The 20,473-nt window shown below is 68.8% G+C and carries 19 protein-coding genes; 10 read left to right on the top strand and 9 right to left on the bottom strand.

Going from position 1 to position 20,473, the window contains the following annotated elements:
- The first annotated feature begins 223 nt into the window (after positions 1 to 223).
- The 7 genes from ACFV2O_RS32300 to ACFV2O_RS32330 all read left to right on the top strand — a co-directional run bounded on the left by ACFV2O_RS32300 (position 224) and on the right by ACFV2O_RS32330 (position 9,066).
- Complete coding sequence (locus ACFV2O_RS32300; RefSeq protein WP_379255360.1) at positions 224 to 1,381, top strand: TauD/TfdA family dioxygenase; 1,158 nt, start codon at positions 224 to 226, stop codon at positions 1,379 to 1,381.
- Positions 1,353 to 2,363: an ornithine cyclodeaminase family protein gene (locus tag ACFV2O_RS32305; RefSeq protein ID WP_379255416.1), complete on the top strand. Its 1,011-nt coding sequence runs from the start codon at positions 1,353 to 1,355 to the stop codon at positions 2,361 to 2,363. The genes ACFV2O_RS32300 and ACFV2O_RS32305 overlap by 29 nt, the downstream gene beginning before the upstream one ends.
- A 94-nt stretch (positions 2,364 to 2,457) precedes the next feature.
- A complete protein-coding gene (locus ACFV2O_RS32310) occupies positions 2,458 to 3,762 on the top strand; it encodes an alanine racemase (protein ID WP_379255418.1) in 1,305 nt (434 codons plus the stop codon).
- A 32-nt stretch (positions 3,763 to 3,794) separates the two neighbouring features.
- A complete protein-coding gene (locus ACFV2O_RS32315) occupies positions 3,795 to 4,826 on the top strand; it encodes a PLP-dependent cysteine synthase family protein (protein WP_379255361.1) in 1,032 nt (343 codons plus the stop codon).
- Between the two features lie 73 nt (positions 4,827 to 4,899).
- Complete coding sequence (locus tag ACFV2O_RS32320; RefSeq protein WP_379255363.1) at positions 4,900 to 6,303, top strand: MATE family efflux transporter; 1,404 nt, start codon at positions 4,900 to 4,902, stop codon at positions 6,301 to 6,303.
- Positions 6,304 to 6,860: 557 nt separating this feature from the next.
- Positions 6,861 to 7,949 (top strand): glycerol dehydrogenase, encoded by a 1,089-nt coding sequence (locus ACFV2O_RS32325; RefSeq protein ID WP_356966828.1) that lies wholly within the window; start codon positions 6,861 to 6,863, stop codon positions 7,947 to 7,949.
- Between the two features lie 163 nt (positions 7,950 to 8,112).
- Entirely contained in the window at positions 8,113 to 9,066 is a 954-nt protein-coding gene (locus ACFV2O_RS32330; protein WP_379255364.1) for a phosphodiesterase, read from the top strand.
- Here ACFV2O_RS32330 and ACFV2O_RS32335 read toward each other — a convergent pair.
- Positions 9,014 to 10,477, bottom strand: coding sequence for a stealth family protein (locus ACFV2O_RS32335; protein ID WP_379255366.1), 1,464 nt, complete (start codon positions 10,475 to 10,477; stop codon positions 9,014 to 9,016). The two genes, ACFV2O_RS32330 and ACFV2O_RS32335, sit on opposite strands and share 53 nt — an antisense overlap.
- 492 nt (positions 10,478 to 10,969) lie before the next feature.
- Here ACFV2O_RS32335 and ACFV2O_RS32340 point away from each other — a divergent pair, with 492 nt between their 5' ends.
- From ACFV2O_RS32340 to ACFV2O_RS32350, 3 genes are all read left to right on the top strand, one after another.
- Positions 10,970 to 11,425, top strand: a complete 456-nt coding sequence (locus ACFV2O_RS32340; RefSeq protein WP_379255368.1) for a flavodoxin domain-containing protein — start codon at positions 10,970 to 10,972, stop codon at positions 11,423 to 11,425.
- A 142-nt stretch (positions 11,426 to 11,567) separates the two neighbouring features.
- A complete protein-coding gene (locus ACFV2O_RS32345) occupies positions 11,568 to 12,053 on the top strand; it encodes a pyridoxamine 5'-phosphate oxidase family protein (protein ID WP_379255370.1) in 486 nt (161 codons plus the stop codon).
- A gap of 65 nt (positions 12,054 to 12,118) precedes the next feature.
- Positions 12,119 to 12,694, top strand: coding sequence for a TerD family protein (locus ACFV2O_RS32350; protein ID WP_355074495.1), 576 nt, complete (start codon positions 12,119 to 12,121; stop codon positions 12,692 to 12,694).
- 123 nt (positions 12,695 to 12,817) lie between these two features.
- On the opposite strand, the gene ACFV2O_RS32355 is transcribed toward ACFV2O_RS32350, so the two are convergent.
- The 8 genes from ACFV2O_RS32355 to ACFV2O_RS32390 all read right to left on the bottom strand — a co-directional run bounded on the left by ACFV2O_RS32355 (position 12,818) and on the right by ACFV2O_RS32390 (position 20,443).
- Positions 12,818 to 13,027, bottom strand: a complete 210-nt coding sequence (locus tag ACFV2O_RS32355; protein ID WP_379255372.1) for a DUF397 domain-containing protein — start codon at positions 13,025 to 13,027, stop codon at positions 12,818 to 12,820.
- Positions 13,024 to 13,566, bottom strand: coding sequence for a DUF5753 domain-containing protein (locus ACFV2O_RS32360; RefSeq protein WP_379255374.1), 543 nt, complete (start codon positions 13,564 to 13,566; stop codon positions 13,024 to 13,026). Before ACFV2O_RS32360 ends, ACFV2O_RS32355 begins: the two co-directional genes overlap by 4 nt.
- Positions 13,567 to 13,568: 2 nt before the next feature.
- A complete protein-coding gene (locus ACFV2O_RS32365) occupies positions 13,569 to 13,910 on the bottom strand; it encodes a helix-turn-helix domain-containing protein (RefSeq protein WP_379255376.1) in 342 nt (113 codons plus the stop codon).
- A gap of 150 nt (positions 13,911 to 14,060) precedes the next feature.
- Positions 14,061 to 14,384 (bottom strand): hypothetical protein, encoded by a 324-nt coding sequence (locus ACFV2O_RS32370; protein WP_379255377.1) that lies wholly within the window; start codon positions 14,382 to 14,384, stop codon positions 14,061 to 14,063.
- A gap of 39 nt (positions 14,385 to 14,423) precedes the next feature.
- Positions 14,424 to 15,065, bottom strand: coding sequence for a MazG family protein (locus tag ACFV2O_RS32375; protein ID WP_379255420.1), 642 nt, complete (start codon positions 15,063 to 15,065; stop codon positions 14,424 to 14,426).
- 134 nt (positions 15,066 to 15,199) lie between these two features.
- The gene (mfd, locus tag ACFV2O_RS32380; RefSeq protein ID WP_356966838.1) at positions 15,200 to 18,811 is read right to left on the bottom strand and encodes a transcription-repair coupling factor; all 3,612 of its coding nucleotides are present in this window, start codon (positions 18,809 to 18,811) and stop codon (positions 15,200 to 15,202) included.
- 332 nt (positions 18,812 to 19,143) lie between these two features.
- Positions 19,144 to 19,527, bottom strand: coding sequence for a hypothetical protein (locus ACFV2O_RS32385; RefSeq protein WP_379255379.1), 384 nt, complete (start codon positions 19,525 to 19,527; stop codon positions 19,144 to 19,146).
- A 268-nt stretch (positions 19,528 to 19,795) separates the two neighbouring features.
- Positions 19,796 to 20,443, bottom strand: a complete 648-nt coding sequence (locus ACFV2O_RS32390; RefSeq protein ID WP_159843027.1) for a TetR/AcrR family transcriptional regulator — start codon at positions 20,441 to 20,443, stop codon at positions 19,796 to 19,798.
- Positions 20,444 to 20,473 lie beyond the last annotated feature (30 nt).

A 20,473-nucleotide genomic window follows, 5' to 3' on the forward strand; every position in this document is an offset into this window, starting at 1 on the left:
GATACCGGCATCAAAACGGCAGTGCAAGGGCGCATCTCCCGCAAACCCCCGACCGAGCCCCGACACGTCCACAGGGCCGACTTCACCCGAGCCGAAGTTATGCGATTCGGCTATTTTTTGCCGACTCGCTTAGGTAAGCCTTGCTTCACTTCCTACAAAGGGCTACCTTCCCATACTAATCGTGAACCCTGCTTTTCCCACTGCTGCGAAGAAGGGATACCCGGTGAAAAGCGTTCTCTCCGAACGTAAGCCGCTTCACCCCCTAGACCTCGAACGACGCGAGCTTTCCCCGGAAGCGGGCCGCGCGGTGCGCGCTCTCGCCAGAGAGATATCGGTCACGCTCGATCTCGCACTCGCCGATCCGGCGGCCGCGGCGCGCACCCTCTCGGACCCCGCGCTCATCGAACGGATCGATGCGGGCGCCGCACGGCTCCCCGCCGAAGTGCGCCACGCCATGCGCCCGCCCGCCACCCCGGCGGGTGCCACGGTCGTCGGTCGTCTTCCGCTGGTGGACAACGAATTCGGACCGACTCCGCCGAGCTGGCGGGAGGCGGCGCGCTGGAGCGGAGATCCGGAGCGGCGCGCGCGTTCGTTCGAACTCGACTTGGTGATGCTGCTGCTGGCGCGGAGCGCGGGCGAGCCGTTCGGCTGGCAGGGCCAGCAGGACGGCCGATTGGTCAACAATATCGTTCCCGCGGCCGGTCACGAACACGAACAGTCCGGCGCCAGCAGCAAAGCGCTGCTCAGCCCGCACACCGAGGACGCCTTCCATCCGGAGCGCGCCCACCTGCTGATGCTCGGTTGCCTACGTAACCCGGATCTGGTCGGCACCACCGTGTCGTCGGTGCGCCGGATCGAACTGTCCACCGCGCAACGCGAACTGCTCAGCACGCCCGCACTGCCGATCCTGCCGGACGTCTCCTACGGCGACGGTCACGAAACCTACCCGGCCGCACCGATTCCGACGCTGTGGAGCGTCGCGGGCGCCGACCGGCAGACGCTGCGCTACGACCCGGCGTACACGCCGCTCGACGACGCCGACCCGGAATTCCGCGCGGCCTATGAACAACTCGCCGCCGAGCTCGAACGCGTCCGCGTCACCGCGTCGCTCGCCCCCGGCGAGCTGTTGCTCGTGGACAACGACGTCGCCGTGCACGGCCGAGTGCCGTTCACCGCGCGGTACGACGGCACCGACCGGTGGCTCAAGCGAGTGAACATCCGGCTTCCGGAACGGCGGCGGCGGGCCGAGGAAGCCGACGAGAATGGCTACGGGCAACAAACCGTAGCCCCGTTCCGGACGGCGGCCACCCCGCCGGTTCAGAGCGGCACTCATGAGCGGGATGCAGTACGACATGATCGAGGACCCCTTGAGCACGCGTGACCGAAGCACACCCCTGCGGGTGTTGAGCCGAAGCGACCTCGCCGACGTGCCGATCACACCGGCCGCGGTGGTACGCGCCGTGGAGGAGGCGTATCTCGCCCTGGCGGCGGGTGATTCGGACAATCCGCGCAAGCTCAGCGTCGCCAACCCCGACGGCTGGTCGGTCGCCTACGCCATGCTCGGCCGGGACGGCCGCAGGCGCGTGGTGGCGATGAAGACCTCCTACAAGTTCGACCCCGGCCACGATCGCAGCACGAAGCGGTACTACACGACCATCACGCTCTACGACGACAGCACCGGCGCGCCGATCGCGATGATGGACTGCGCGCGGGTCGGCGCGTTGCGCACGCCCGCGGTGTCGGCTCTGCTGGTGCGCGAGACGATCCGGCGGGGCGCGGAGAGCGTGCTGCTGATCGGCACCGGAACCCAGGGCCGCAACGCCCTTCCGCATCTGCTCGCCGCGAACCCGCAGCTGCGCAAGCTGATGGTCTACGGCACGCACCCCGAGGGCCTGGCAGCCGTGCATCGCGTGCTCGCCGAGCACCATCCGCACGCGCTGCTCGAGACCGTCACCGATCCCCGCGCCGCGGCGGCCACGGCCGATGTCGTGCTGGCCACGGCGGGCCCGGCCACCGAAGTGGCGCTCGAATCCGACGATCTGGCGCCCGGTTCGGTGGCGGTGCTGGTCGGTTACGGGCTCGCGCCGTCCGCGCTGACCGATGCCGACCGCGTGATCGCGACCAGCGCCGAGCAGATGGCGCTGACCGGCACCGACATGGCCGGACCCGACGGCACGCTGCGCACGGTGGACGCCGAGCTGCCGCAGATCCTCGATCGCCGTGCGGTCGCGCGCCGCTCCGACGACGAGCGCCTCTTCGTCTACAACAGCGGGCTGGTGCTGACCGACATCGCGGTGGCCCACGCGCTGGCGGAGCGGGCGATCGCGGAAGGCCGTGGCACGGAGGTACCGCTGTGGGACTAGCGCACGGAGGTGCACGGTGGGACTAGAACACGCGAGTGTCACCGTGGAGCCCGCGGACGAGGCGGCCACGCGCGATTCGATCAGCGCGTCACCGATGCCCGCGCATCTCGATCCGTGGGAGCGCCGCCTGTTCGCCGATCCGGATCTGCTCGGTGACCTCGCTTTCACGATGGGCGGGCCGTTCCACGTGATGTACCCGGCGCGGGTCGGCCACAACATCCGGGCGTTCCGCGCCGCTTTCGAGAGCGCCGGCGTGCAAGGTGCCATTTACTTCGGCAAGAAGGCGAACAAGGCCGCGTGCGTCGCGCGGGCCTGCGCGGAACACGGTGCGGGCGTCGACGTCGCCAGCGTCGGCGAGCTGACCGCCGCGCTGGCACAAGGCGTGCGCGGTGCCGAGCTCATGGTGACCGGACCGGCGAAAGCGGACGCCCTGCTGTGGCTGGCCGCCCGGCACGGTGCCCTGATCGCCGTGGACGATCTCGGCGAGCTCGAACGGCTCGCCGCGCTGGCGCCCGCCGACGGGCCCGCGCGAGTGCTGATCCGCGTGCTGCCCGCGGCCTCGGCCAGCCGGTTCGGCATGACCTCCGGCGAAATCGAGGAAGCCCTCGCGTTGTGCGGCGTACGCGATTCGATTCGCTTGGAGGGCTTCAGTTTCCATCTGTCGGGCTACGACGCGGTGGCGCGCGCGGAACTGGCGGGCGAGCTGATCGCCCGCTGTCTGCACGCGCGCACGCTGGGGCATCCGGCCACCACCGTGTCGATCGGCGGCGGGTTCGGCGTCGACTACGTTCCGGCGGACGCGGCGATGGAGTTCACGGCGCGGGCGGGCAGGCAGTGGTTCCACTCCGGCAAGGCCTTCGATTCGTACTATCCGTACCACTTTCCGGTGCCCGGCGCGGCCATGCTCGCGCAGATCCTCGACCACGCGGATCTCGCCGGACGACTGCGCGACAACGCCGTACGGCTGGCCGTCGAACCGGGGCGCGCGCTGCTCGCGCACGCGGGCTGCACCGTCTTTCGCGTCCAAGGCAGCAAGACCAGGCACGCGCACGGCCAGCCCTACCGGTTGCTCACCGTGGACGGCACCAGCCTCAGTCTCTCGGAGCAATGGTTCGACAGCGAGTACCTGCCCGATCCGGTGCTGTGGCCCGCACGACCCGGCACCGCGACGCCGACCAGCGTCGGGGCCGCCACCTGTCTGGATTCCGACATGCTGAGCTGGCGGCGGGTGCCGCTGCCCCGCTCCGCCGAGGTCGGCGATCTGCTGATCTACCCGAATACCGCCGGTTATCAGATGGATTCGAACGAGTCCGCGTTTCACGAATTGCCCATCCCACCGAAAGTCGTACTGCACGACGCACCCGGCGATCGCTTCCGCTGGACCCGCGACGGCAGCTGACCCGACTTCCCGACCAGAACCAGGAGACCTCGATGCCGCTCGTCACGCGCGTGACGGATCTGATCGGCCGCACGCCGCTGTTCGAGCTCGCGGCCACCGCGTCCGGCACCCGCCTGCTGCTCAAACTGGAGCAGTTCAACCCGACCGGTGCGGCCAAGATCAGGATGGCGCGCGAAATGGTGCTCGACGCCGAGCGTCGCGGTTTGCTACGCAGTGGCGGACATATCATCGAGTCCACATCCGGCAACACCGGGCTCGGCCTCGCGGTAGTTGCCGCGGAACGTGGGTATCGCTTCACCGCAGTGGTCGACCATCACGCATGTAAGGACAAACTGCGCGCGATGCGGGCAATGGGTGCGGAACTGGTGTTCGTCGCCGACGAGGGCGACGACAACCTGGCCACCTCGGCACGGGAGGACCTGGCCGAGGCGATGGCGGCCGAGCGGGAGGACGCGTACTTCACCGAGCAGCACAACAACGACGCCAACGCGGTGGGCTACTACCCGGTGGCCGAGGAATTGCTCGAGGACGTCGACCGGGTCGACATCCTGCTGTCCGCCGTGGGAACCGGAGGTTCGCTGTTCGGCACCGCGACCCGGCTGCGCCAGCTCGGCTGCACGCCGCACGTCATCGGGGTCGAACCGGTCGGCTCGATCGCCTTCGGCGGGCCGGGCGGTCCGTACTGGCAGTCGGGCACCGGCACCCCGCCGGGCGCCACCATCGGCACCGCCGTTGACTATTCGCTGCTGGACGAGGGCGTGAAGGTCACCGACGTGGCGGCCTTCGCGACCGCCCGCGCGGTCGCCGCCGAACTGGGGCTGATGATCGGCGGGTCGGCGGGCGGCTCGGTGTACGCCGCGCTCACCCGGCTGGAGGAGTTCCCGCCGGGCTCCACCGTGGTCACCATCGTGTGCGACGGCGGGGAGAAGTACTTGGACACGGTGTTCGACGACGAGTGGATGAACGAGCGCGACCTGCTCGACCCCGGCACCGAACGCGAGATCGCGCTGCTGCTGCGGCGCTACACGCCCGCCGCCAGGAACACGTTGGTGGAAGCGCGGTGAGGTCCGGTCGTTGGTACGGTGCGACGCTGCGCCCGCGCGGGACGACGCTCCCGCCCTCTGTGAAGGAGAACCGGTGATCGTGACGAGTTTCCGCGGCGACGGCGGGCGGCTCACCGCGCTCGCGACGCCGATCGCGCTGACCCAGCTCGCCCAGATCGCGGTATCCACCACGAACATCGCGCTGATGGGCACGCTCGGCGTGCGGCAGGTGGCCGCGGGCGGCCTGGCGATCGTGCTGTTCAACCAGATCCGCACCATGTGCGTCGGTTTGATCACCGGCAGCGGCAACCAGATCGCCACCGCCGTGAGCGCGGCGGGCAAACGCGGCGAATCACCGGATCCGGAGATCCGCGACCTGCTGCGCTCGAGCTTCGCGATCGCCACGATCGCCGGGTTGCTCGGCGGTGCGGTGCTGATCGGGCTCGGCTGGGCGCTGCCCTGGCTCGGACAGGACCCGGGAGTGCTCGCCGACGCCCGCCCGCTGATGATGGCACTCGCGCCGGGCCTGCTGCCGTGCCTGTGGTTCCAGGTGCTGCGCCAGTACACGGTCGGCATGCAGCGCCCGCAGGCGCTGCTGCTGGTGACGCTCGGCTCGGTGGTGCTGAATCTGCTGTTGGCGCTGGGCTTCATCCACGGCAAGGGCGGCCTGCCCGAACTCGGGCTCACCGGTATCGGTGTCGCGACCTCGCTGGTCTTCCTGATCACCTTCGGCGTGTTCTGGGTGATGGTGTGGCGCGACGAGGAACTCGGCCGCACCCTGCCCGGCACGCCGCTGCCGGTGCGGCTCACCACCGTGCGCGCCGAGCTGCGACTGGGCACGCCGATCGCGCTGACCTACGGCTCCGAGGCCGGCATGTTCTCGGTGCTCGCGCTGGTCATGGGCAGCATCGGCCCGGCGGCGCTGGCCGCGCACAACGTCGTCTACCAGATCATCTACATCGTGTTCCAGGTGGCGATCGGTCTCTCGCACGGCGCCTCGATCCTGGTCAGCCACGCGGTCGCGCGCGACGAGCACGCGCACGCCCGTGCACTGGCCTGGCTGGCGCTGCGGCACGCCGCGGTGATCGCCGCGGTGACGGGCGCTGTGTACGTGATGGCCCCCGATCTGGTGCTGCGCCCCTTCCTGGACTCCTCGGACGCCGACACCGTCCAGGTCGCGCACACCCTGCTGCTGATCGGCATCGTGCTGCAATTCTTCGACGCCGCTCAGAACATCGGCACCGGCCTGCTGCGCGGGCTGAAGGCGACCGACGCGGGCTTCCGGCTCTCCCTGATCGGCTACTGGGGCGTCGGCCTGCCCGTCGCCCTGCTGCTGGCCTATCCGGCCGGGCTCGGCGCGGCGGGCGTCTGGTGGGGACTCACCGCGGGCCTGGCCACCACCGCGATCCTCATGCTGCGCCGCTACTTCGCGTTGCTGGACGAGAAGGACCGCGACCGGCCGCACCTGCTCCCGGAGACCCTCACGACCCAGAGCTGATCGGTCCCGACCGCGCTCCGGGCACCTCCGTGTCGTCGGACGGCTCTCGCGATCGCCGAAGCCGCATCGGCGGGGCAACCGGCCGAACGACAAGTTGGGCTCCACCGGTCCGACGTGGTCCACGACGGACGCCTACCCCGCTCCGGGGCTGCCCCGGCACGCCATTCGCGGTGCCGAAGGGCGGCCTCGGAGCAGCTAGTCCAGCCCGGGACGGGAATGCCTCGAAACCCGCCGTGTACCCGCCCGACGGCCCGTCGCGGGGCAGCGCCCGCAGCGGCTTCGACCGGAGCTTCGGCGCTCGGGACCCGTGCTCGGACCGTGCGATCGCGAAGGTCCGGCGGACTCCCGGCCTGCCGGTGCCGGAACGTGCGATCGCGACCGTGGGCACCGACGACGGCAACTGGACTCGCGCCGACCCGGTTCGGCCATCACCGTCGGCGCTCCACGTGTGCGGGTTCTCTCGACAACGACCGTGGCGGAGGGTGTGTCGCGTAGCGTTGAAAACGTCGTCGGCCGGGCCGGGATGACGTGCGCGGCCCGGGATCGGGAGGTGCCGGATGCTGAGCGTGTTCTCCTCGCCGGGGCACTACGTGCAGGGCCGGGACGCCACCGCCGCGCTCGGGGCGGAGATGACCCGCCTCGGCATCGGCGGGCCGGTGCTCATCGTGGCGGGCTCCAGCGCTTTCCGGCTGCTGGCAAACACCTGGGAGCGCTCGCTGACGGACGCGAAGATCGCCTATTCGATCCATCTGTCCGGTGGCGAATGCAGCCGGGCCGAGATCGCCCGGATCGCCCACGCCGTCGAGGAATCAGGCAGCACGGTCGTCCTCGGGGCAGGCGGCGGCAAGGTGCTCGACGCGGCCCGCGCGGTCGCCGACGACCTCGATCTGCCGATGATCAGTTGCCCGAGCACCGCCTCCAGCGACGCACCGTGCAGCGCGTTGTCGGTGATCTACACCGACGCGGGCGAGTTCGAGGCGTATCAGCTCGTGCGGCGGAATCCGGCGCTGGTGCTGGTGGACACCTCGGTCGTCGCGCAGGCCCCGGCCCGGCTGCTCGCCGCGGGCATGGGCGACGCCCTGGCGACCTGGTTCGAGGCGCGCACGTGCAGCGCCGCCCAGGTGCGCAACATGCGCGGCGGCGCCTCCACGCGCAGCGCCACCGCCTTGGCCGAACTCTGCTATCGCACCTTGCTCGCCGACGGCGCGCAGGCGCTGACCGCAGTCCGCACCCGCGGCGTCACACCGGCGCTGGAGCGCGTCGTCGAGGCCAACACCTTGCTCTCCGGACTCGGCTTCGAATCGTCCGGGCTGGCCGCCGCGCACGCCGTGCACAACGGTCTGACCGCCGCCGCGCGAACGCGCCCGTTCCTGCACGGCGAGAAGGTCGCGTTCGGCACCCTCACCCAATTGGTGCTCGAGGGCGCGCCCGCGTCCGAGATCGGCACGGTGCTGGATTTCTGCGCCGAGGTCGGTTTGCCGACCACGCTGGCCGCCCTCGGGCTGCCCGATGCCGACGACGAGACACTGGCGGCCATCGCACAGCGTGCGACCGCTCCGGGCGAGACGATCCACAACGAACCCTTCACGGTGGATGCCGCGATGGTTGTGGACGCCCTGCGCACCGCCGACGCCCTCGGTCGGTGACCAATCCCACATCCACCCGCGTTCACCCAGCGTCCGACACCGAAACCTCACCTTCCCGCAAGCGAGTCTTCATCAACCGCCGGGAAACCTGTCCGTAACCGGCGCTATCGTGGCGACGGAGCCAAGCCAATGGCGGGCAAACCGCCAGGAGGGATTCGGTCCGGTGTCCATCACCAGAGTCGCGGAGTATCCGCGTCCGGATCATGTGTTGTTCCACTTCAGCGATACACATCTCATCGCGGGCCACGACCCCCTGTACGGCGATGTCGACGCCGACCTACGGTTACGGCAACTGCTGGACCAGGCCGCGGCGAGCGGGATCCGGCCGACCGCGATCGTGTTCACCGGCGACCTCACCGACCGGGGCGAGCCCGCCGCGTACGCCAAGCTGAAGTCGATCGTCGAACCATTCGCAAGAAGTTTGCAGGCGCCCATCGTGTGGGTCACCGGCAACCACGACGACCGCGCCGCCCTCCGCGCCCGCCTGCTCCACGAGTACCCCACCACTTCCCCGCTGGACCGGGTGCATCTGATCGACGGATTGCGCATCGTCGCCTTGGACACCTCGGTGCCCGGCCACCACTACGGGGAGATCTCCGACGACCAGCTGGAGTGGCTGCGCTCGGTCCTGGCCGAGCCCGCGCCCTTCGGCACCATCCTGGCTATGCACCACCCTCCGGTGCCGTGCGTGATCGACCTCGCCGTCACCGTGGAACTACGGGATCAGCGCCGACTGGCCGACGTGCTGGACGGCACCGACGTGCGCGCCATCCTCGCCGGGCACCTGCACTTCTCCACCAGCGCCACGTTCGCGGGCATCCCCGTCTCGGTGGCGTCGGCCACCTGCTACAGCCAGGATCTCGGTGTGGCGCAGGGTGGCCTGCGCGGCCGGGATGGCGCGCAGGCCTTCAACTACGTGCACATCTATCCGGACACCGTCGTGCACTCGGTGGTGCCCATCGAGCGCGGTCGCACGGTGGGCGCTCCCGCCACGCCGGAGGAGGCGCGGCAACGGCTGACGGAGGAGGGCATCGTGATCCCGCCCGCCGCGCGCATCCCGCACGTCATGCGGCGCCCTGCGTCGACTCCGGAAGCGGATGACGAGGCGGTGTACTGAGCCGTTCCCACGGCGCGGGCTCGGGGTAGTAGCGGGCCAGGAACTCCGAGACGATCCGCACCCGGTCGGACTCGGCGACCTCGGGGAAACTGCCGTCGTTGAGGCAGAAGAAGTCGACGTCGCGATGACGCGCCAGCCCGTCCAGCAAAGCCAAACCGTGGTAGCTGGTCGTGTCGACGTACCGCATCTTCGCCGACTCCTGGGGCACCGCGCGCCCGGTGAGCATGGCGTAGTAGTGATACAGCGAATTGGTGACCGAGATGTCGGTGGCCGCGCGGAACCGGCTCGCGCTCGTGCGCGCGAAGTCCGCGGCGAACTCCTCCTCCATCTCCATGAGCACGCTGCGTCGCAATGGCGCGGGCGTGTGCTCCAGGTGGCGCGTGATGACATACCCGAAGCGCTCCGCCAGCAGCGCCCGGTTCACCCGGGCGGCGTTCTCGAAACCGCTGCGCCGCTCGTTGTTGCGTCCGGGCCCGATCCTGGTGTCCGCTTCGATGAATCGGCTCACGCCGCCCGGCGTGAAGAACATCGACGGACGCACCGGACGTGCGAAGAACATGTCGTCGTTGGAGTACAGGAAGTGCTCGCTGAGCCCGTCGATGTGCTGCAACTGGCATTCCACCGCGTGCGAATTGAACACCGGCAAGCCGCTGACGTCCCGGAAGTGGTCCGCCGCAGGCACCACGGTCACCTTCGGATGCGCGGTCAGCCACTCCGGCGGCGTGGAGTCGGTCGCGATGAAGATCCTGCGGATCCACGGCGCGTTCTTGTGCACCGACCGCAGGGCGTACTTCAACTCGTCGATCTGGCGGATCCTGGCGTCCGCGTCGTCGCCCTCGCCGACCACGACCTGAGCGAGCATCCCGGCGCGGCGGGCGCGGAATTCCGGATCGGAGCCGTCCACCCAGGAGAACACCAGGTCGATATCGAACCCGACGTCACCGGTCTGCGGCGCGAACATGTCCGCCAGGGTGGGCCAGGTCCGGTCGAACAGCCGCACCTGCGTGCGCTGGACGTCGGCGAGGTCGAAGACCGGGCGGGTCAGCGCGTTCGGGCGCGGGCAGGTCACCGTGTCGCCGTGGTATTCCCACAGTTCCAGCTCGACATGGTGCGCCGGGTCGTGGTCGCGCCCGAGCCGGAAGACGTTGTGCCGCAATTCGACACAGGAGAACCCCGCCGACATCGCCGCGGCGGTCACCCGGCGCACCATCAGGCGCTGCGCCGCGTCGGCCGCGAGCACGAGCCGGTGCCCGCTGTCGCGCACCAGCAGGAACGGCACCTCCGCGGCGGCCAGTTCCGCGCGCAGGTAGCCGAGATCCTCGATCATCGCCGCGGACACGGCGAGATTGCTCGCCATGGCCCGCGTGACCATTTCCACCGCCCCCGAATCCACTGCTCCCCTGTCCGTCATGACTGCCTCCACTTCCGTCGAACCACCGGTCTGAAGATTGCGTCCGGGGCACCGCGCCGAGCGCCGATCCGTCGATGCCGGGGCATCGACGTGCGAGGACCGCGCGCCTGGCGCGGTGACATTCAGAAGTGGGGAAGGGTGCCGAAGCGCGGGTACGAATTGATCACCCGGTATGTAGACGACTGGTAGACCATTTCGTTTCACCTCACTCACGGCCGGACGCGCATGGCGTCATGGATGGAAGCGCTGCACTCGTGCGGGAACGATCGAAGGGCACGGGTGGCAGCCGCACGCCGGACAGTCATCGGCCGGCTGGAAGAGTGGTCTGCCCAGGAAACTCCGGGCACCTCTACGAATGATGCAACGCGCTCGACATTCCGTCAATCGGTGCGGCTGAACCGCCCCTGCCCGTGCGCTGCCCACGGCCGTGGCACACACTGGGCAATATAGTTAGGATAGGCTCACCATATCATCAGAGGAAGGGTTGTGCCGGTGCGCGTCGTCATTCTGTTCGGATCCGAGATGGGCACCGCGGAGTCCGCGGCGGACACCATCGCCGCGGAGCTGCGCGGGGCGCACGACGTCTCGGTGCACGACATGACGGACTTCGACCTCGCGGATCTGGACGTCCGCGACTTCCACGTCGTCGTGTGCTCGACCTACGGCGACGGCGAGCTGCCGACCGGCGCCGAACCCTTCGCCGCCGCGCTCGACCGCGACACGCCGGATCTGCGCGGGCTGCGCTTCGCCGTCTTCGGGCTCGGCGACATCGTGTACGGCGACACGTTCAACCGCGGCGGCGAGATCATCGCCGAGAAACTCGCCGCGCGCGGCGCCGTGCAGATGGGCGAGCACGCGCGACACGACGCGTCGGCAGCGGTCCGCGTGCGCGACATGGCCAGGGACTGGGCCGCCGCGCTCGACATTCCCGCGCTGATCTCGGCTTGACCGGCGCCGGGCACGCGCCGCTGGTCACCGAAGCGCGGTCCGGACAAAGCGCCCAGCGCCAGCGCGCAAGGCGCACAGCGCCTTAGACTGCTATCAAGCGCGGCACAGCCCGCCGCGCTCGACGATCCATGAGGTGACGAAGATGGCAGCCGGAGCGAGCCCCGCCCAACGTCAGCACAACTCGACAGATCATCCCGAGCTGGACGCGCTCCCGGAATGGCCACTGGAGACGATCGGTGTACTGGTGACCACCGACCCTGCACCGCATGCGATTCCGGTGTCCTGGCCGGTGCGGGCCGGTGACCGGCGCATCCTGATCAGCCTCAAGTACGATCGCGGTTCGCTGGCGCGGTTGCGCGAACATCCCGAGGTCGCCCTGCTGATCCTCGGTGGAGGCAACGTGGCGATGTGCGCAAGGGGCACCGCACACGTGGTCGCCGAGCAGATGCCCGACGCCGCCGACTACGCCGCCGTCCGCATCGACGTCGACGTGATCGACGACCATCGCCAGTCGGCCTTCGCGGTCGTGCAAGGCATCCAGCGCACGGTGCTCGACGACGAGAGCGAGTTGCGCGCGCTGAAGGGCCGGGTCGACACCCTGAGATCCTGGGCAGAACACCAGAACTAGATCGGCCCGGCGTTCCCGGGAGCAGAGAAAGAGGCGGCACCGGCCGTGCCGCGCGGAAGGGGATCATGAGCGTCACTCTGGCCAAAGGCGGCAATGTCTCGCTGTCGAAGCAGGCCGCGAATCTCACCAAGGTGTCGGTGGGGCTCGGCTGGGACGTGCGCACCACCACCGGCGCCGACTACGACCTCGACGCCAGTGCGCTCGCCTGCGGACCGAATCTGAAAGTGCTGTCCGATCAGCATTTCGTCTTCTACAACAACCTGCGCTCGCCCGATGGATCCATCGAGCACACCGGCGACAACCTCACCGGCGCGGGCGAGGGCGACGACGAGGTGATCAACATCGACCTCACCGCCACGCCGCCGAACATCACCAACATCTTCTTCCCGGTGTCCATCCACGACGCGGACGCACGCGGCCAGTCGTTCGGCCAGATCCGCAACGCCTTCATCCGCGTCGTCGACGCCGCCACCGGCGTCGAACTGGCCCGCTACGACCTCACCGAAGACGCCTCCACCGAAACGGCCATGATCTTCGGCGAGCTCTACCGCCACAACAACGAGTGGAAGTTCCGCGCCATCGGCCAGGGCTACGCCTCCGGGCTCGCGGGCATCGCCCGGGACTACGGGGTCAACGTCTGACGGTTCGATTCCGTTCGCCGCGCGAGTCTTTCGGGCCGGTGCCCTGTCGGCATCGATAACCGGAAGACTCGCGCGCAATGTCGAGCACCTCCAACCGAGCCGGTCCAGCGGCAAAGACCGCCGTTATCGACTGGAACCGGGAAGCTCACCCTCAGTAACTCCGGCGGTGAACGCATCCCATTCGGCCGGAGAAAAGACCAACGCCGGACCGGCGGGATTCTTCGAGTCGCGGACACCGACGCCGCCGTCGAGGAACGCGACTTCGACGCATTCCGAGCCACCGGCACTGCGCGTGCTCTTGAACCACTCAGCCGTGGATAGATCGACCTTCATACCGCCAACTCCCTCGCTACCTGCCGGAGCAGGTGCCTGCTCTGCACCGGGTCCAACGCCGCGCTCTCGGTGGCAGCGAACGCCTTCCGGTACATCCGCTCATCCTGCGCTCGTTCAAGGTACATGTCGCCCGCGTAGCCTTCGAGGAAGACAACCGACGGCGCTACCTTCTCCCCTTTCGAGTCGAAGCCGAAGTCCAGGATCACGTACGGCCCGACGTACAGACCGACGGGGAATCCCGCTGCGAAGGGAAGTATCCGCACCTCCACGTTGTCGCGAGTACTGATGTCCGCGATGTGCCGGTGCTGCGCTGCCATCGTCTTCCGGCTTCCCACCAACGTCCTCAAGGCAGCTTCCTGCAGAATCACTTTCAGCGTTATCGGACGCACACGTCGGGTGATGACTGCCTGTCGTTTTATCCGCAGCTGCACTCGCCGGTCCAGTTCCTGGTCCGTATCGTCGGGGAAGTAGATGCGATCGAGAGCTCTGGAGTAGTCAGGGGTCTGGAGGATTCCCGGAACCAGATTCGGGCGGAACATCGTCAATGACGTCGCGGCGAATTCGAGCCGACGTACATGTTGAAGCTTTTTCGGATCACATCGTCGAAGGTGTGCCACCAGCACTTCGCATCCGTCTGCCGAGCCAAGCCGACCACCGCCGTTGTCTTGTCGTCATCGAACCCGTAGATGCGCGACAGCTCCCGGATATCCAGCTCACGCAGGACACCGCCGCTCTCGCCCTTCTCGATGCGCGAGAGTTTGCTCTTACTCCACTGCATCATGGCAGCGACTTCCTCCAGCGTCGCACCGAGTTCACTGCGCCCGTCACGCAGGTACCTGCCGAGTTGGCGCTTGGTGAGGGTCGAGCCGCCCTCATCGGTCATGTCTCACACTCCTGCCGTGGGGATTACCAAGGGAAGCAAACAGACTCAGCGTGGCATCGCGTCTGCGGCTTCGGAGTAGATTCGGTGAGATCCCATCACAGGATGCTGTATGGTCGGGCCTGCGGTGTGCTGGTTCAGCAATCGGCTCGATCAACCGCAGCAGAACGGGTCGTCGCAAGGGTCGCCTACTTCGCTGCCGTAGGCGACGAAGTGCTGGATGGGGCGCAGAATCCGTTCGGCGGTTTCGGGGTCGAGGGGTGGTGCGGATCGGATGCTCGGCCGGCCCCAATCGGGCGGGGTGTCATCGATGTCGAAACGAGGCGCGCCGTCGATGAACAGGGTCCACAGCGGGTGGTCGGGGAAGCCGTTGATGCGCAGGACCCACCAGTGGCCGTCGACGTGGGCAGCGACGGGGAATCTGCCGTTCCCGGTCGACTGCCATCGCGGTCGTGCGTTCAGTTCGGGGTACCGCATTCTTTCAGTCTCCCTGAATCGGACGGCCGCGCGGGATCCCTACCCGGTTCCCTCCGGCCAGAAGGCGTGCCAATCCTCGGCGGTGAGCGGAAGACGTTCGCCGCGTTCCTTTTCCGCGCTATCCTCCGCCGCGCGGATGGCGGCGGCGAAGGTGAGCGTCGCTTTGCGGAGGCGTTCTTCGGCGCTTTCCGGGCCACCGAGGTGCACGACGCGCAGGGCTTCCGGAACAAGGGCCGGTGGCAGGCCCGCTTTGGTGCCGCGGGAGACGATCTTCTCGGCGAGGGCCAACGCGGGCTGGGCCATGGCTATGCCGTCCAGGCAGGAGCGGCGGGACTTCTCGGCGGATTTGCGTTCTTCCCACGCGCGTTCCTGGGCGGCGATCTTCTCGGCCACCGAGGCGTCGGGATCGATCGCGGAATCCACCAGGTGCGGGCTGCGGTTGACCAGTTTGGCGACCAGCGCGGCGGCGACGTCGTCGACGGTGAATTCGCCTGCGGCTTCGGCGATCCGGGAGTGGAAGAGCACTTGCAGCAGCAGGTCGCCGAGTTCTTCCTTGATCGTCTCGGCATCCTCGTGCTGGATGGCGTCGAGCAGTTCGTAGGTCTCCTCGAGCAGATAGGGGCGCAGCGAGTCGTGGGTCTGGGTGACCTCCCACCCACCGAAATGCCAGAGGCGGTCCATGACCTCGACCGCCCCGGCCAGCCCCGCCGCGACCACCGCGGTGTCCGTGCGCGGTGTCACCTCCCCGTCGCGCTCCACGCCGTGAACCGCGCGATGGCGGGCGGCCCGCAGAACGGACTCGTCGCGTGTCGAGCTCATCGCGGCGCCATCTCGGCGGCTACGGTGAGGTCGACCGCTCCCTGCGCCTTCCCGTCCAACGCCAGCAACAGATCGGCGGCGAATTGCAGCAGCACGACATCGCGGACGCGCTCGGCCCCGACACTGTCCTGCACGCGCGGCAGCGGAAGCTGCACCACCCCGGACGCGGCGCGGTACCCCGCGCTCGGGTAGAGCCGCTTGAGGCGCATCTGCTTGGAATCGGGCAGGTGCAGCGGCGAGATCTTCAAGGTCGTCCCGGTGACCGCGATCTCGGTGACCTCGTACTCGCGGGCGAGCAGGCGCAGTTTGGCCACCGACACCAGACGCCCGACTTCCACCGGCAACGGGCCGTACCGGTCGACGAGTTCCTCCACGACCTGCGCGAGCGCCGAATCATCCTGCGCGGCGGCGAGTTTGCGGTATGCCTCCAGGCGCAGCCGGTCACTGGCGATGTAGTCCGGCGGGATGTGCGCGTCGACGGGCAGGTCGATGCGCACCTCCTTGACCTCCTCGGTGGTGATCGGCTTGCCGTCCGCGGCGGCGCGATACGCCTCGACGGCCTCCCCGACCAGCCGCACGTAGAGATCGAAGCCCACGCCTGCGACGTGGCCGGACTGCTCGGCGCCGAGCACGTTGCCCGCGCCACGGATCTCCAGGTCCTTCATCGCGACCGCCATGCCCGCGCCGAGATCGGAGTTCTGCGAGATGGTGGCCAGTCGGTCGTAGGCCGTCTCGGTGAGCGGCTTCTCCGGCGGGTAGAGGAAGTAGGCGTAGCCGCGTTCCCGGCTGCGCCCGACCCGGCCGCGCAGCTGATGCAACTGCGAAAGGCCCAGCGCGTCGGCGCGTTCCACGATCAGGGTGTTGGCGTTGGAGATGTCCAGACCGGTCTCGATGATCGTGGTGCACACCAGCACGTCGTATTCGCGCTGCCAGAAGCCCTGCACGGTGGACTCCAGCGCGTCCTCGTTCATCTGGCCGTGCGCGACCGCCACTCGCGCTTCGGGCACCAGATCGCGAATCCGCTTGGCCGCCTTGTCGATCGACGACACCCGGTTGTGCACGTAGAACACCTGGCCGTCGCGCAGCAACTCGCGCCGGATCGCGGCGGTGACCTGCTTGTCGTTGTAGGCGCCCACGTAGGTGAGCACCGGGTGGCGTTCCTCCGGCGGGGTGAGGATGGTCGACATCTCGCGAATCCCCGCCAGGCTCATCTCCAGGGTGCGCGGAATCGGGGTGGCCGACATGGTGAGCACGTCGACGTGCGTGCGCAGCGCCTTGATGTGCTCTTTGTGCTCGACACCGAATCGCTGTTCCTCGTCGACCACCACGAGGCCGAGGTCCTTCCAGCGCACGCCGGTCTGCAACAGCCGGTGCGTGCCCACCACGATGTCGACGCCGCCGTCGGCCATTCCCTCCAGCACCGCGCGGGCCTCGGCCGGATCGGTGAAGCGGGACAGGCCTTTCACGGTGATCGGGAAACCCGCGACACGCTCGGTGAAGGTCTGCAGGTGCTGCTGCGCGAGCAGCGTGGTCGGCACCAGCACGACGACCTGTTTGCCGTCCTGCACCGCCTTGAACGCCGCGCGCACCGCGATCTCGGTCTTGCCGTAGCCGACGTCGCCGCAGACCACGCGGTCCATCGGGACGGCTTTCTCCATGTCCGACTTCACCTCGGCGATGGCGGTCATCTGGTCGACGGTCTCGGTGAACGCGAACGCGTCCTCCATCTCCTTCTGCCACGGCGTGTCCGGTCCGAACGCGTGACCGGGCGCTGCCTGGCGGGCGGCGTACAGCTGCACCAGCTCGCCGGCGATCTCACGAACCGCTTTGCGCGCCTTGCGTTTGGTGTTGGCCCAGTCCGAGCCGCCGAGCTTGGACAGGCTGGGCATCTCGCCGCCGACGTAGCGGGAGAGCTGGTCGAGCGACTCCATCGGCACGAACAGCCGGTCACCGGGCTGGCCGCGTTTGCTCGGCGCGTACTCGATCACCAGATACTCGCGGCGCGCGCCGCCGACGGTGCGCTCGATCATCTCGACGAACTTGCCGATGCCGTGCTGGTCGTGCACCACCATGTCGCCCGCGCTCAACGCGAGCGGGTCGACCTGGTTGCGCCGTTTGGCGGGCATCCGCTTGCCCTCGGTCGGCGCGGTGACCCGGTTGCCGGTGAGGTCGGATTCGGCGACGACCACCAGTCCGGCGCCCTCGAAGACCAAGCCGTCGTGCAGCGAGCCGCACAGCACGCCCACCACGCCCTCGTTCGGCTCCGCGCCCGCCGCCAGCGCCGCGGCGGGGACCTCCGCGTCGGCCAGCCGTTCCAGGATGCGCTGCGCCGTGCCGTGGCCCGCGACGACCACCACGGCCCTGCCGCCGGTGAGCACGTGGGCGCGCAACGAGGCGAACATGGTCGCCACCAGTTCGTCGGACCCGCGCGCGGCCGGGCCGGGCAGCACCGGCAGCACGACCTCGGAGGAATCACCGGAAGCGAGCGGGCTCAGCGTCCACCAGGGCAGGCCCTGCCGCTCGGCGCTGGCCTGGATCTCGGGCAGCGGACGGTAGGCGGAGGCGGCCAGGTCGAGTCCGTGTCCGCCGAGCGGCGCCGCGCCGCCGAACGAGGCCGCGGTCCAGGATGCCTCCAGGAATTCCTCGCCGGTGCGTACCAGGTCGGCCGCGCGGGTGCGGATCTTCTCCGGATCGCACAGCAGTACGTGGGTTCCCTCCGGCAGCACCTCGGTGAGCAGGCACAACTGCCCCGGTTGCAGCACCGGCAACAGCGCTTCCATGCCCTCGACCGGGATGCCCTGCGCGAGTTTCTCCAGCATCTCCACCAGCGCCGCGTCGGCCGCGTTGGCGGCGGCGACCTCGGCCGCCCGCTCGCGCACCTCGGGGGTGAGCAGCAGTTCCCGGCACGGCGGCGCGACCACGACGTCCACCGCGACGTCCGGCAGCGAGCGCTGGTCGGCGACGGAGAACGGCCGCAGTTCGGTGACCTCGTCACCCCAGAATTCCACCCGCACCGGATGGTCGGCGGTGGGCGGGAAGACGTCCAGGATGCCGCCGCGCACCGCGAACTCACCGCGCTTGCCCACCATGTCGACCCGGGTGTAAGCGAATTCCACCAGCCGCGTGAGCAACTCGTCGAAGTCCAGCTCGGCGCCGACGCGCAGCACGATCGGCTCGATCTCGCCGAGCCCACCCGCCATCGGCTGCATCAGCGACCGCACCGTGGTCACCACCACGCGCAGCGGCGCGGGGAAATGCGGGTCGCCGGGGTGGGCGATCCGGCGCAGCACCTCCAGCCTGCGCCCCACCGTGTCGGCGCCCGGCGAGAGCCGCTCGTGCGGCAGCGTCTCCCAGGACGGGAACTGCGCGACCGCGGGACCGAGCATCTCCACGAGTTCGACACTCAGGTCGTCTGCCTCCCGCCCCGTGGCCGTGACCACCACCAACGGCCGCTCGGCGGCCAAACGCGACGCGACGAACGGCCGCACCGCCGACGGCGCGACCAGCTCGACCGACGATGTGCCGATCAGCTCCGCGACGGTCCGTAGCGAGGAATCGGCACCGGCCGCGGCGGCCAGTCCCGCCAACGGGGGGCGGTGGGTGGACATCGACAACTCCTGAGCGCAGGCGACACGTTTCGAGCGGCCAACCGAGTCTAGTTAAGCGGGCATCTTGTTTTTGCAGCGCCCGCGCCGCCGCGAGGTGACTGCCGCCCCTGCCCGATACCAGAGCGCCCATCCGCGATCTATTTCGTCGCCGACACGGCCGCCCACCCGAACACGCTCCGGCTCCTCCCGGCAAGAAGCGAGCCACAGCGAGAAGGGCCCGGCGGAGCCGTCAGCACGATTCGCGGCTACATCATCCGACGGAACAAGCACACCACCGACGAGCACCTACCATAGCCAGGGCGAATGTCGCCCGACGCACACTGCGGGGCCCTTCACCAGAGGTGCAGGAAACTCCGGACGTCATCGAAACCGTCGAGTGCCCGCCCGTCCACATCCGACGGATCCGCCTCGGCACGCGCCGACAAGGAGCGCGCCGACGCAACGGACTCATCGCTGAGCCGCCCGAATCGCCGAGCGGTATGTCCCAGGCACAGCCCGGCCAGCCCGAGCAGCGGGCTGCCGGACACAACCCGCGTTCCGACCTGCACACACCAGTGCTCGACGAACTCCCGATCGTCGTCGTTCAAGGCGCTGCCAACCAGAGCATCCGCCGCCTCGGACTCGTACGCGCGGTCTCCGAGTGCCCGCTCCAACACCGCGACTACCACCTCATGCGGCAGGGCAGGAGGATTGTGGAAGCTCCGATGCGTATGCATGCCGCGAGATTATCGATCCCCCGCAGGCCCCCGAGCCATGACTCGACAGGGCGAACGTTGGCCGACGCGGGCACCAGCGCAACCACACCGGCCGAACGCCGTCGTTCAAGCGAAATGAACCGAGCCTCGAGCAGCCCGAGCCGACAGCCAGCCAGCCACCACACGCGTGCGCCGCGCAGCGAGCTTCGATACCGACGCACCCAGCGCACCGTAACCACGTCTTTCGAGCGAAGCGAGACCGAGCATGCGCCGCAGGCGCTGCCAAAAGTTACGGCACGTAGCGCCGCAACCGTCTTGCCGCGAATTCCCTGAAGTACGAGAGCTTCTCGGCCGGGACGATGGCCGGGAGCAGGAAGTACCAGGCGCGCTCCATCCGGACCGCCATCTGGTCGATGGATTCGGTGCCGACGGCGATGATGTGCACGCCCGCGGCCATCTCCTGCCACAGCAGGCCGATGACCTCGGCGTCCAGGTCGGCGATCAGGTCACCCTGGGCGATGGCCCGTTCGGCGAGCAGCCGGTAGGTGTCGCCCCAGTTCTTGGCGATGTTGTCGCCTTGAGCGCCGCGGTAGTCGCCGATCTGGTGGGTCAGCTTCAGCATGGCGCCGACCATCGGGTCGTTCATCGATAGATCGGCGACGACGTAGGTGATGCCGATGCACGCCTCCAGCGCGGGCACTCGCGGATCGAAGAAGCCCTGACACGAGCTCGTCAACCGCTCGTTGCCCTGGTCGACCACCGCGCGCGCCAGCTCCTCCTTGGAGCCGAAGTGAAAATACAAGGCGCCCTTGGTCACATTGGACTGCGCGATGATCTCGCTCAGGCTCGCATTCGCATATCCCAAGCGCAGAAAGACATCGGCAGCGCCTGCCAGGACGGAGTCGCGGGTGATCTCCGCGCGCGCTTGCCTAGCCATCAGATCCGCCTGTCATCCCAAAACCAGCCA

The organism is Nocardia sp. NPDC059691 (genome assembly GCF_042733915.1).
GTDB lineage: Bacteria > Actinomycetota > Actinomycetes > Mycobacteriales > Mycobacteriaceae > Nocardia > Nocardia sichangensis.